The following is a 12,418-nucleotide window of genomic DNA, read 5'->3' on the forward strand; positions in this document are numbered from 1 at the left end:
GCCTCCTGAGAGAATCGGGAGCACAGCATCCGGCATCAGCTAAGCGCTTTGAATGTGGGGTTCATGGAGCGCTTACTTCACATCTGCGTGACCCATCAAGCCTTGGATGTATTCCTGTTCGAAACCCTGCTGCTCGTACAGCCAGGCGCCGAGTGTGCGGATCTCGTGGAAAGTGGGCCGCTCACCGGCCGGCACCTCTTCGTAGGCCTTCGAATCGTCGCGCGCCTGAGCGAATGACTTGCTCAGCTCAAGCTTCAGTGATGAAGAGCCTGTGCAGTTCGCCGTCTTTAAATACTGGTCGTGCTCTCACCTTTAATGGGTCATGGCGATTTAGGCCTTCATAAACTGGTCCAATGCGGCCTTCATGCTTGCCAAGTCAGAGCATGGGTATGCCGTTGGCAACAATTGAGCTGATGCACCCTTTGCGCGCCAGTCATTACCAGCGCCGATGTTCTCACCTATCGCGCCAGTGACCACCAGCCCCGCGAAGATTACCAACGCTAAAACTATTGCGACCCGATTAACTGAAGGCTTAGACGCTGATTGTTCATATGACCCTTTGATGATTTTTCTCCTTGCGCGATGGTTGTGGTAGAAAAAAGCTCATATTGAGCTTGGGCGAAACACGTAAAATTTGCACATGAAGAAACCAAAAAATGCGACAGTGATTATTGCAAGTACTTGGATCAATTCGTGTGGATGATGAAAGATGTCGACGAGCACGAACAGCATTGCGAAGTTTATTAAGTACCCAGCCACATGCATTTGGATGTAACGAACGAGAGCGCCTCGGTTTGTTTTTTGAGAAAATGTCCATTTGTAGTTCGCGATGAAACTAATCGCGACGCCTATCATGTACATTAAGGTCATTGCTGATTTTTCACCAACTCCAGAATATACAACCAGAAGATAACCGAGGTATAGCATAAGGTTATTTGCTAAGCCTACTGCGCCATAGCGAATGAATTGACCTATGGCGGGTGACGATAAGTAGTTCATCTGCGTCAATTTCCTCTTACGTCCTCTGGATCAAGGAACAGCATTGAATGGATTGACCCGCTACGTGCACCTTCTTGATCTAAGTCGTAAGTACTTCTACCTATTATGTACAATGGGCGTTGCTTTGTTTGGTCAAATGTCTTGCCAACGTATATGCCAACAACTCCTTGTATTGAAATCACAATGCCTCCAATGAAAAACATTGAAACCATGATGCTGGTCCAGCCCTGAACTACGGCGCCGTGTGTCATCGTTGTAAGGATTAGATACATACCATATATAAATGACAGCAATGCCATAGTGAATCCGAGTTTTACAGCGAGCCGGAGCGGTTTGTCAGAGTATGCAATGATAGTCTCCATAGCCAGATTCCATAGTTTTGAAAACGTATAGGTGCTTTTCCCGTCCATACGCTCCGCATGCTCTATCTCAATCCCTGTACTGGTAAAACCTGTCCAGTGAACCAGCGCTCCGAAAAATCGGAGTTGTTCCCGCATTTGGCAAACGTTATCTACAACTTTTCTGGAGATGATGCGGAAGTTTCCACTGTCTCCATTATATTCGAAGTCAGCTAAATAACTGAAAATCTTATAAAAGAGCCAGGAGGTCATCCGCTTTAGCGGCGGGTCGCTTCGCTTCCCTCGCAAAGCCAAGACAATATCGTAACCTTCCTGGGCTTTTGCATAAAGCCGCGGAATCTCCTCTGGACGGTCTTGTAGGTCGCAATCCATCACGACAGCCCATCGTCCACGGCAGGCATCCAAACCTGCTGTTATGCCGTAGTGCTGGCCGAAGTTTCGGCTCAGTTGTAAGCCGCGAACTCTTGGGTCAGCTTTTGCAAGCCGTTCTATTACTTGCCACGAACGATCGCCGCCACAGTCTTCGACCAATAAAATCTCAAATTCGGTAGATATGGTTTCAAGTGATTTCTTCAATCTAGCGTAAAGCTCATCGAGCGAATTTTCGGCTTTATAAACTGGGATGATTACTGAAATAAGAGGTCCGTCGATTTTTAGTTTCATTTTTATCGTATCTAAATTAAATCAGGGTTTACCAGAATTTAGCAGTATGTAGGAGTTCTTGTTTAAAAAACAATACCCCGAATGCTGCGTGCAATGAAAGCAAGATGAAACAGATTGCGTATTTTATTTTCCCTGTATTGCTATTAGTCAGCGCTTTAAAATTTTTTAGTAGAAAAGCCAATGAAAATAGGAAGGCTAGGTAAAGTCCAATTTGGCCGCTCCACCAAAAGTTTCCATCGTACATTCGGTATCCGCTCTCAGCGAAAAAGTACGTGAGGATTGCGCCCATTAAAAAGCAGCAGGATGATAATATATTTGCGTCGTCTTTGATGAATTGTTTTGGATAAAACAAGAAAGCAGCGAGCGGGAACGCTATCGACAAAAAGAATTTAGGCAACAAAAAATCTGAATAATGAGACATTGTCTCTAGCGGCATAATCACGATGTGATTTTCCGTACTGCCAACCATTTTGGAAAGGTCTTGTAAGAAAAATGTTTGGAAGAACTGTAGCCCGAGAACTGTAAATATTGGTAGGAAAAAACAAGTATATATATATGTTCTGCTTAGCATGATTTTAAGTTTTTTGGTGATAAGCAAAAATGTTAGGAAAGCTGGTAGCACAATCATCAAGAAACTTGGTTTCGAAATTCCACAAAAGAACAAAGATAGCGCTAAAGCCAATCCACTAGTAAGTCCGTTTTTTGATTGATCATTTGCGGCTTTCAAAGCGTAGCAGAACGCCAATAATGATAAAGGCTTCAGCAGAAGCATCGTAGGGCTATGGTAGATACTGATTCCAATGTAGCCAAAATATAGGTGAGAATCTAATAAATAAAACGCTTGCAGCGGTGTTACGATTAGAAGGCATATGGATAGAAAAATGGCAGCAGCTATCGATGTATACTGCGATAATACTTTGTAATTTAGAGCAGCTAAGAAAAAAATTGAAAGTACTATAATTACAGTTGATGATTGAGCGTAGTCTATGGTGAATATATGTTTTGCAAGGATGACTAATAGGTGATAAAGAGGGTGAGGTAGATTCACGGTATGGCTGGAATCCATTTCACTCGCCCACTTCAAATGGACTGAGTAGTCCATAGCGTGAATGGATAATGTGCTAATTAATGGTGTGAATATAATCGCACAAATCGCCAGAAGTATGGTGTAAATGAAAATATTACGGAAGAGGGTTGACTTTGCTTTGTGGCTTTCCGGATTAGTTATATTATTGTCGGTGTCACTTAAATGCTCAGCAGGTTTTAGCAAAGTCATGGTTGTCGCGCCGCCCGTATGTATTCCATATAAATTAAGAGATTGCAGCATTCATGGGGGCACCAGTATACCCGGTACGCGCACGCATCGCTGCTAATGACAGAACGAGTGTCGGCCCGATCGTCAGGGCTTCATTGGAAGGCTGTTTTCGTGCAATTAAACTGTTTATATATACAGTAATAGGGGCATGACTATTCTGCGAGAGGGGGCTGACGAACAGTCGCAGCTTTAGTCCGGGGTCATCATGAGCGCGAGCGTCATCTTGATGAATTCTTCGTTGCGGTCGATGGCGTCCAGGGAACTGCGGACATTGTCGGCGATGTCGCTGCCGCCGTGGTGCTCAACCCAGTTGGAAAGCTCGAGGATGGCCGCCTCCAGGGCAAGCTGGTTCTCGTTGATTTTGTAGAGCAGGGAAGGGAGCAGGTCGGAATTGGGCATGGCTGGGTCCTCGGTTATGAGGGCAGAGTAGCATCACGTGAAGGGATGTTTAACGGTCGGCAGAACGCCGGGAAGGGAAACTACTGTGGGAATATACAACGCTAAGTTGTTGATTCTTATAGGGTGAAGCGGCGATTTTGCACCCCCTCTAAAACGAATACTTTTCCTTATGGATCAATAGCTTGCATGGGTTTCGTGGTCGCCTTGACATGGTGGGGGTCGTTGGTTCGAATCCAATCGCGCCTACCAAACAAAATCCGCTCTGCTGGGCGGTCTAGAAGGGCTCACCGAAAGGTGGGCCCTTTTTTGTTGTCTGGCGTTTAGCAATTCCAGCCGCTCACCTACAGACGGTATAGTTTAGTCAGCTAAATTGTTAAGGAGATCTTGCTATGGATAAGGCATTTCGAAATCCCATGTTTCTAACCGGCATCCCGCTGGCCATTTGCGGATCCAGCTTTGGCTTGACCGGCTTGTTGAACGAAGCAACGTTCAGTGGCATGGCAGCCCGGGCTGCTCATTCCAGGGCTCGCCTTTAGGTTGATCGGCTGGATGCAGAGGAACAAGTGAGCTTCTCGGCCGTTTACGCCATAGCTAATCTTGAGCGTCGAGCAGAGAAATGACGTAAACAGCAGGATTGATCATCCTGCTTTTTCTATTTAGATCCCTGATCAGTAAGAGCAGGGGTTATCGGTTAAAGCGCTCAACCAGCGAATACTGAGTTTTAGCTGTCTGTGTTAGTTCCTTGGTTACCTCGGCGGAATGCCTGGCTTGCTCAGACGTCTGATCGGCGAGGGTTGCGATGGTGGTGATGTTGCGGCTGATTTCCTCTGCGACGGCCGACTGCTCTTCAGTCGCGGCCGCGATCTGGGTTGTCATATCGGTGATGTTGGCGACGGCTTCACTAATGCCGATCAGGGCTTTGTCGGCCTCCAGCACCCACGCAACTCCTTCTTCGGCCTGGCGCTGGCCGCTTTCCATAGTCTTCACGGCATTGTTTGAAGAGACCTGTAGCTTGGAAATCAGGCCGTGAATCTGGGTCGTCGACTCGGTTGTTCGCTGTGCCAATTGGCGCACTTCGTCCGCGACGACCGCGAAACCTCGGCCCATTTCTCCCGCGCGTGCAGCTTCGATTGCGGCATTGAGCGCCAATAAGTTGGTTTGATCGGCAATGCCTTTGATCACATCGACGACCGTCCCTATTTCGTTACTGTCTTTGGCCAGTTGCGCGACGGTCTGGCCTGTCTCGCCTACCACATTGGAGAGCCGCTGAATGGCGTCGCGGGTGTCCCGGGCTACGTCACGTCCGCGGCCTGTCAGCACGTTGGCTGCCTGGGTGGCGTTGGCAGTGCGCTGGACGTGGCTTGCGACCTCTTGCGTGGTCGCTGCCATCTGATTGACGGCGGCCGATACCTGCTCGGTTTCGATTCGTTGGCGATCAAGTCCACGTGAGCTGTCGGAGGCGAGAGCATCAGATCTCCCGGCCAGCCCGGTGAGCTGCTCTGCGGTGTCTTGTAAGCGTGTCAGGCAAGTCTTGAGGCGTGATGCCTGGCTCACGAAGGCCGTTTCAAGACGCGCCTGATGACCTCGCTCGTCGCTATACATTTGCGCGATCAGTTGGTCGGAAGTGGAAGCTTCTGCCATTTCCAGCAGATGCAGCGCACCGCGCTTCTGTCGGCGCGAAGCAATCAGGCCCATCGGAGTCGATACACCTACGGCTACCAATGCTGCCAAGGGAGGACTGAGGAAAACACCGCCCAAAGTCCCCGCTAAGCCCATGGCCAGGAACGGCAGCCAGTCCATCAAGACGGGTTGCCATTTGTCGCTGCCGGGCACGGCAGACTTGCCCCGGTTGATTCGTTTATAGAGAGCTTCGGCCCGGCGGATTTGTTCGATGCTCGGTTTTACCCGGACCGACTCATAACCAACGACTTGGCTCCCTTCAAATATGGGCGTGACGTAGGCATTGACCCAGTAGTGGTCGCCGTTCCTGGAGCGGTTCTTGACGATGCCCATCCACGGGTTGCCTTGTTTGAGGGCGCTCCACATATGGGCGAATATGGCGGATGGCACGTCAGGATGACGAACGATGTTTTGCGGGGCGCCTATCAGATCTGACTTGTTGAAACCGCTGATGTCTACGAAGGCGTCGTTGCAGTAAGTGATGACCCCTCGTGAGTCCGTTGTCGAGATGAGTTTCTGTTGAGGTCCAAGGGCAACCTCACGTTGTGTAACGGGTTGATTGTTTCTCATCTGTGTTGCTCCTATGCCCTAAGCTTGAGACATCGGCAAGAATTTGCAAAAGGTTAATGAGTTCTTGGAAATGAAACTGTCTTGTGTCGGAAAGTTTATGGGGCGGCGCGTTTGCGTTGGTCTTCAGCGGCTGAGGTTGTTTGCGGTTCAGGCGTAAGATAGCGGTGCTATCCCACCAAAAGGAGCCGCATATGATCGCCGACCAAATGAACAAACAGGCGTCTGAGGGCAAGGCTGTTTGGGATCAATACTTCTGCGCTGCGTTGATTGCGGAAAGCAATCTGACGGCACCCATTGTCGGAGGGGCTACTCACGAAGACAGGCAGAATCTGTTGATTGAAAGGGCCAAAGCGCTCGCCGATAAGATGATGGAAAACAGAAAATAACCAGGGCCCAGCCATCGTGCTGGGCTCTCTGTTTGGCGCTCTAATAGATGCTCAGTTACGACACTGGCCGTTATAGGATTGTTCAAGCTCCACAAAAATAGTGTGGATATTTAAGCACTTATAAAATTAATTAACCGAACGGTCCTCAAAATATATTGTTACAAGTGTCGGTTTTAGGTAAGATTGCTTCGCGTTCACCACCACGGTTTATGCATTTTTAAGTCCCAAGCGTCCATCAGCTGCTTGGGATTTTTTTTTCCCTGCGGTTTGTCCTGGTTCGCTCGAACATCGCAAGGACACCTCAGCCGCCTGCTTCGCTCTGAAAAAGTTGCCTGTATGCCGTGCCGCTTCTATGGAGAAGCGCGAAACGCCTCCTGTGCAAACCCGGGCGAATCGCGGTTTTTTGGACTACTACTGACTGGCCAAACTCAAACTCAGTCTGATAGGAGTCAATCGATGCTGGTTCATTGGTCGCTTGCGGCAATTCACTTGCTGGCTTTCGCCTTGGGGTTCTGGGCTGTACTGACGCGGGGAACCGCATTCAGCCGTCTGGCGGCCGGGTCGGGGGAGGCCCGCCGAGTGTTGATGGCCGATAATCTGTGGGGGATCTCTGCCGTCATCCTCTTGATCTCCGGTGGGATGCGGGCCTTCGGTGGGTACGAAAAAGGTACGGATTACTACCTTCACCAGCCATTGTTCCATCTCAAGATGACGCTGTTCGTGCTGATCTTGCTGCTCGAAGTGGCGCCGATGATCACGCTGATCAAATGGCGGGTCGCACTGAGTCGTGGCGCGGCGATCGATACCGGGCGCGCGAAGCTGTTTGCGCGGATCAGTCATATCGAAGGGCTGCTGGTGTTGCTGATGGTGGTGGCGGCCACGGGCATGGCGCGCGGCGTAACGTTTGGTTAGCCGAGTCGGATCACGTTCTTCCTGGGGGATAATCAGAAACGTCTGACAGTCAGGGCAGGGGACGTGTCGTTAATATCGGCTTCACGTTTTGGCGGGCAGGGGCGAACGGATGGCAATACTACGCTTGAATCTTTAGCCAGCCGTTGTCCGGGACTGAACGGGCTGGCTACTGACTGCAACAGGATTCAGGGAGTTTGCGGCTTGTCTGGAGCGGTCAGGCCAGCCTGAATGCGTTGATAGATTTCTTCGCGATGCACTGCGACGTCTTTCGGCGCGTTGATCCCGATCCGGACTTGCTGGCCGCTCACGCCCAGTATGGTGATCGTAATGTCGTCACCGATATTTATGCTTTCACCGACTTTGCGGGTGAGTATCAGCATGGTCTTCTCCTTGATTGCTTTGTAGGGCACCTGATTCGAACAGTGCAGAGGTCGGTGGTATGTATAGATTAGTGCGAAGTCTCACGGTTTGGGTGCCTCTTTCTGACGCGCAGATGCTGCATTAATTCCCAAGGCGTAACTATACAGAGGCCGCAACCATCATTCTCGTTGTTTTGCGCCCATTTTGCGGCACTCGGGAAGTATTCATGAATGCTAAAATCGCCGCTTTCAGCATTCAGAGGGACACGTTGTGCGCAAAATGGTCTTGGTAATCGCAGTACTGGCGCTGGTTGGGTGCGATCAAGGTAAGGGTGTTGACGCTCAAAAGCCGAAGCCGGCAGTCGTTTCCGCGCCCGCGGCAGTCACCGGGCCGCAATGGGATGTCGAAGTGAGAGGCGAAACGCCCCAGGCTGTCAGCGACCTGAGCGGTTGGCTGATCGAGCACAGCTTTGTGTCCAGCATCGTCAAGGAAAACGGCAAGACTCGCATTCTGCTCGGACCATTCAATTCGAAAGCCGAGGCCGAAGCCAAGCAGGCCGAGGTGGCTGCGGCGCTTACCCGGGCCAAGAAACAGAACATCGAAGTGCTGGTGCTTGAGCGTCCCGTAGCCCAGTAACAGCCCTTTTCACGCAGGCCTTCCGTCGAAGCCCCTTAAAGGGGATCCACATTGACTCGTCTCTAAGCGTAGTCACTGTCGATTCCCAGAAGGAGCTCTCCATGGCCTCCGCCACCCCTTACAAAATATTCGACGCGGTCCTGGCGCACAAAAAGACCCTCAGCCCACATTTAATGCGCGTGACCCTGGCCGGTCCGATGGTCACCGAAATGGCCACCTGGGCACCGGATCAGCGCGTCAAACTATTCTTTCCAGCCGAAGACGGGTCGCCTGCCAGACTGGCTCATGACCAGCATTGGTATGCGCGCTACCGTTCAATGCCGGCCAACCAGCGTCCGGCAATGCGCACTTACACCATCCGGCATCTGCGGGCCGAGCAAGGCGAAGTGGACATCGACTTCGTATTGCACGGTGAAACCGGTCCGGCCTCCCGTTGGGCAATCCGGTCGGGAGTGGGCGAGCCAATCCAGATTGTTGCGCCTGATCGTCAGTTTTCAGCGCAAGACGCGGGAGGTTTCGAATGGAAGCCGCCTCACACGCTCAAGCATCTGTTGCTGGTGGCTGATGCCACGGCATTGCCCGCCGCTCTCGGCATTCTGGACGAGATGGCTGCCTTGGCCGAGCCGCCGACGACTCAGGCATTTTTCGAGGTGGCCAGCGCAGAAGACGCATTGCCGGTTCCTGAATGGCCTGGGTTGTCAGTGCGGTGGCTGGTCCGGGATCATTCCGCCGGTAGGGCAGCAGGTTCGCTGATGGTTGAAGCGGTCCGTTGGGCGGAGCTGCCGGTTACTTCCTCGCAGACTCACGCAACAGTGGAGCTGGCCAAGGTCGATGTCGACCAAGAGATTCTCTGGGAAACCTCCGACTCGACCGGTCAGGGTTTCTACGGTTGGATCGCCGGGGAAACGATGGCCGTGATGAGCCTGCGCAAGTACTTGATCAAGGAGCGCGGCATCGCTCGGGAGTCACTGAATCTGATGGGTTACTGGCGCTACAACAAAAGCGGCGGATAGAAACGTAAAAAGGCCTCGGGCATGAATGCCCGAGGCCTTTTTGGTTTTATGCGGTCGATCAGCCGCAGGCCTTCATGTCCACGGGCCCGACAAACTCGTTGCCCCGACCCATCACGCAGGCCACGCTCTGGTTGCGCTGACGTTCCCAGGCTTCAACCGGATAGGTCTTGTTCCACGCGTCGTACAGTTGCCGGTCCTGTTTCGACAGGCGCAAACCGTACTGTTTGCTCATGTAGAAATACGTCCGGGCGATCATGCCGCGAATGGAGGGGCGGGGCATGACTTTCTTCGCCTTGAAATCGACCTGGGTCAGGCACGAACCGTACTGACCCGATTGCACCGGCAGCCAACCGAAACTGAAGTTACTGCGATCGCCATTCACTTCGCCGATGCTCGGCACCAGGTTGTGCAGATCAGCCTCGGCCTTTTGATAGACCGGATCGTACCGCGTGCAGTTCTTGCGTCCGCCCTCTTGCCAGCACTGACGCTGATGGCCGATTTGCCAAGCGGGAACAATGTGTTCCCACTCAATGCGGGCGGCGCGCTTGGCGTTCTTGCGCGGCACATACCCACAGGCTGCGAGGTTGACCTTGTTGCCGGTGTATTTACAGCCGCAATAGAACTCGGTGGATTGCGGCGCGTAAAGCTTCCAGGCAACTTTCTTGGCTTCGTTGAAGGTGCGGGGGGCGCCAGCCTGGGCGCCAAGGGTGATGAACAGAAACAGCAAAGCAAACCAGCGGACACTCATTGACTCAATCTTCCTTCGGCACAACCCAGAAAATCTGCACACCGCCATCGTCGCGATAGGCGAGGGTGACGTTGTCGTTCTCATCAATTTCTTCGAGCAATTGCTCCCACTCATCCACAGGCTCGTCCGGTAAACGGAAGATCAGTGCGGCTTTGGCTTTCTGAGCGGTGGGGGAGTTGATGATTTTCTGAACGCGTATGCCCATGCGCTGATAGGCATCAGGAGAAGCAGAGGTGGAGGCCACGGAATTATCCTTATTAAGCTGTACGTGCATACAGTATTTAACTGTAGGCATTTTCGCAACTGCTTAAAATTCAAGAAAATCCTCTGACAGCAGTTTTTTCCATTTGGTGTAGGAAGAAGGGAAAATTTTTATAGGAGTATCAGGCGGGGTATGAACCACTCGCCCAGGCTGGCGAGTGGTGAATGCAGTGCCCGACCGGAGTCGGTCGGGCGAGGGCGAATCAGTATTCCCAGAACATCCGTTGCAGCTCTTTGCTGTCGTTGGTCTTGGTCAGCGCGACCATGGCCAGGATGCGGGCTTTTTGCGGGTTCAGGTCATGCGCCACGACCCAGTCGTACTTGTCGTCAGGCTGTTCGGCATTACGCAGGACGAAACCGCCGGCGTTGACGTGGGACGAACGAATGATTTGCACGCCGTCCTTGCGCAGGGCTTGCAGGGCAGGGACCACACGCGAGGAGACCGAACCGTTGCCGGTGCCGGCATGGATGATCGCTTTGGCACCGGATTGAGCCAGTGCCTTGTAGGCCGTGTCGCTGACGTTGCCGTAGGAATAGGCGATTTCGACGTCAGGCAGGCTCTTGATGGTTTTGATGTCGAATTCCGAATCCATGGTGTGACGCTTGGCCGGCAGACGGAACCAGTAGGATTTGCCCTCAACTACCATGCCGAGCGGGCCCCAGGCACTTTTGAATGCCTCGGTTTTGATGTTGATCATTTTGCTGACGTCGCGCCCCGACTGGATCTCATCATTCATGGTCACCAGCACGCCTTTGCCGCGGGCGTCTTTGCTGCTGGCGACGGCGACGGCGTTGTACAGATTCAGCATGCCGTCAGCCGACATTGCGGTGCCTGGGCGCATGGAGCCGACGACGATGATTGGCTTGTCGGTTTTTTCCACCAGGTTCAGGAAGTACGCGGTTTCTTCCAGGGTGTCGGTGCCGTGGGTGATCACGATCCCGTCGACGTCTTTGCTGTCGGCCAGTTCGGCGACGCGGCGACCCAGTTGCAGCAGGTTGTCGTTGGTGATGCTTTCCGAGGCGATCTGCATGACCTGTTCGCCGCGAACGTTGGCCAGCTGGCTGAGCTCCGGAACCCCGGCGATCAGTTGCTCGATGCCGACTTTCGCTGCCTGGTAGGTGGCGCTGTTAGCAGCGCTGGCGCCGGCACCGGCAATGGTGCCGCCGGTGGCGAGGATCACCACGTTGGCCAGTTTCTGTTGGGTTTCGACTTCTTTTGCCTGAAGAGCGGTAGGCAGGAGCAGCAGGAGGGCCAAAGCGCCCGGAATAAAGGTGTTGAAGGCAGATTTCATTATTTTCTCTCTAGTAGTGAGACGGTGCTGATGCAAGTTCATCTAGATACGCCCCAGGCAGATCTGAACGCTTGGGGTCTAGGTGAAGAGCAGGATCTGTACCAGCCCTACGTTGAATGAGAAAAACTTTTAACTGGATGATTTATATCAATATTTACCCAGTGGGTTACCGGCCTTAAACAGCTTCGTGTCCGGGTTTCCGAATTAGTTGAGGTTTCGCGTTCGGCTCTCCGAAAAGGCCTACGACCTCTGGTGAACTCTTCGCCTTGCCAGATAGAAAATCAGTGCTAAAGAAACCCGCGCACAGGTCGATGTCCCTTCAAGGGATTTTTTTTCGGGAGTGCACATGTCTTTTTCTGTCGGTTTTCCAAATGCGGGCGCAATCACCATTGGTGGCAAGACACCGTCGACGATCAATGCCTTGAGCGAAGCGACGGAAGAGGCGTCGACACAGCTGACTGGAAAAGAAGAAAACCAGGTCAGAACCGGAGGGGCTGCTCAGGACGAAAGCAAATCCGAGAGCAAAAGCAGCCAGAGTATTGCGGTTCAGGTGTTGCTCAAGCGTATGCAGGAACTGCAACAGCAGTTGCGCGAACAACAGCAGCAATTGGCGGCCGCTCAGGCAGCGTCCTATCCAACCGAGGAGGCCAAAGCCACAGCCGTCATGTCGATCCAGGGGCAGATCGCCGAGACCAATGGTGCGCTGGCGCAAGTCACCGGGAATCTGGTGAAAGAACTGGCCAAAGACTCCAGCGCGGGTGGTCTGGTCAGCACGACGGCGTGATCTGGTGCCAACCGAGACACAAAACAGGTCGTTGACAAATC

Annotated in this window: 15 protein-coding genes; 6 read left to right on the plus strand and 9 right to left on the minus strand. The window is 52.5% G+C overall.

The annotated features are described in order from the left end of the window. Positions 1-63: 63 nt before the first annotated feature. Positions 64-237: a hypothetical protein gene (locus FHL16_RS34020; protein ID WP_158080546.1), complete on the plus strand. Its 174-nt coding sequence runs from the start codon at positions 64-66 to the stop codon at positions 235-237. Between the two features lie 366 nt (positions 238-603). Here the strand turns inward: FHL16_RS34020 and FHL16_RS34950 are convergent, their stop codons facing one another. The 5 genes from FHL16_RS34950 to FHL16_RS08600 all read right to left on the minus strand — a co-directional run bounded on the left by FHL16_RS34950 (position 604) and on the right by FHL16_RS08600 (position 5,985). After that, positions 604-999, minus strand: coding sequence for a GtrA family protein (locus tag FHL16_RS34950; protein ID WP_077748030.1), 396 nt, complete (start codon positions 997-999; stop codon positions 604-606). A gap of 5 nt (positions 1,000-1,004) precedes the next feature. Continuing rightward, a complete protein-coding gene (locus FHL16_RS08585) occupies positions 1,005-2,021 on the minus strand; it encodes a glycosyltransferase family 2 protein (RefSeq protein ID WP_077748031.1) in 1,017 nt (338 codons plus the stop codon). A gap of 28 nt (positions 2,022-2,049) precedes the next feature. Further along, on the minus strand, positions 2,050-3,348 hold the full coding sequence (locus tag FHL16_RS08590; protein WP_138739026.1) for a hypothetical protein: 1,299 nt from the start codon (positions 3,346-3,348) through the stop codon (positions 2,050-2,052). Positions 3,349-3,525: 177 nt separating this feature from the next. Further along, positions 3,526-3,735 (minus strand): hypothetical protein, encoded by a 210-nt coding sequence (locus tag FHL16_RS08595; protein ID WP_077748033.1) that lies wholly within the window; start codon positions 3,733-3,735, stop codon positions 3,526-3,528. 684 nt (positions 3,736-4,419) lie between these two features. Next, complete coding sequence (locus FHL16_RS08600; RefSeq protein ID WP_077748034.1) at positions 4,420-5,985, minus strand: methyl-accepting chemotaxis protein; 1,566 nt, start codon at positions 5,983-5,985, stop codon at positions 4,420-4,422. Positions 5,986-6,176: 191 nt separating this feature from the next. Here FHL16_RS08600 and FHL16_RS08605 point away from each other — a divergent pair, with 191 nt between their 5' ends. After that, positions 6,177-6,371: a hypothetical protein gene (locus FHL16_RS08605; protein WP_077748035.1), complete on the plus strand. Its 195-nt coding sequence runs from the start codon at positions 6,177-6,179 to the stop codon at positions 6,369-6,371. Between the two features lie 456 nt (positions 6,372-6,827). Then, positions 6,828-7,283 carry a DUF2214 family protein gene (locus FHL16_RS08610; RefSeq protein ID WP_077748036.1) on the plus strand — a complete coding sequence of 152 codons (456 nt, stop codon included), beginning with the start codon at positions 6,828-6,830 and terminating at the stop codon, positions 7,281-7,283. Positions 7,284-7,468: 185 nt separating this feature from the next. On the opposite strand, the gene csrA is transcribed toward FHL16_RS08610, so the two are convergent. Beyond that, entirely contained in the window at positions 7,469-7,663 is a 195-nt protein-coding gene (csrA, locus tag FHL16_RS08615) for a carbon storage regulator CsrA (RefSeq protein ID WP_007938114.1), read from the minus strand. A 250-nt stretch (positions 7,664-7,913) separates the two neighbouring features. On the opposite strand from csrA, the gene FHL16_RS08620 reads away from it, so the two are divergent. Further along, positions 7,914-8,279: an SPOR domain-containing protein gene (locus FHL16_RS08620; protein ID WP_010455972.1), complete on the plus strand. Its 366-nt coding sequence runs from the start codon at positions 7,914-7,916 to the stop codon at positions 8,277-8,279. A 101-nt stretch (positions 8,280-8,380) separates the two neighbouring features. Further along, complete coding sequence (locus tag FHL16_RS08625) at positions 8,381-9,292, plus strand: siderophore-interacting protein (RefSeq protein WP_077748037.1); 912 nt, start codon at positions 8,381-8,383, stop codon at positions 9,290-9,292. A 58-nt stretch (positions 9,293-9,350) separates the two neighbouring features. Here the strand turns inward: FHL16_RS08625 and FHL16_RS08630 are convergent, their stop codons facing one another. From FHL16_RS08630 to FHL16_RS08640, 3 genes are all read right to left on the minus strand, one after another. Then, positions 9,351-10,040 (minus strand): endonuclease, encoded by a 690-nt coding sequence (locus tag FHL16_RS08630; protein WP_010455967.1) that lies wholly within the window; start codon positions 10,038-10,040, stop codon positions 9,351-9,353. Between the two features lie 4 nt (positions 10,041-10,044). Next, positions 10,045-10,335 carry a DUF1654 domain-containing protein gene (locus FHL16_RS08635; RefSeq protein ID WP_042932723.1) on the minus strand — a complete coding sequence of 97 codons (291 nt, stop codon included), beginning with the start codon at positions 10,333-10,335 and terminating at the stop codon, positions 10,045-10,047. Between the two features lie 169 nt (positions 10,336-10,504). Beyond that, positions 10,505-11,593 carry an asparaginase gene (locus FHL16_RS08640; protein ID WP_010455963.1) on the minus strand — a complete coding sequence of 363 codons (1,089 nt, stop codon included), beginning with the start codon at positions 11,591-11,593 and terminating at the stop codon, positions 10,505-10,507. Between the two features lie 346 nt (positions 11,594-11,939). Here FHL16_RS08640 and FHL16_RS08645 point away from each other — a divergent pair, with 346 nt between their 5' ends. Then, on the plus strand, positions 11,940-12,377 hold the full coding sequence (locus tag FHL16_RS08645) for a hypothetical protein (RefSeq protein ID WP_077748038.1): 438 nt from the start codon (positions 11,940-11,942) through the stop codon (positions 12,375-12,377). The last annotated feature ends 41 nt before the right edge of the window (positions 12,378-12,418 follow it).

This window comes from Pseudomonas sp. FSL W5-0299, from assembly GCF_005930655.1.
GTDB classification, from domain to species: domain Bacteria; phylum Pseudomonadota; class Gammaproteobacteria; order Pseudomonadales; family Pseudomonadaceae; genus Aquipseudomonas; species Aquipseudomonas mandelii.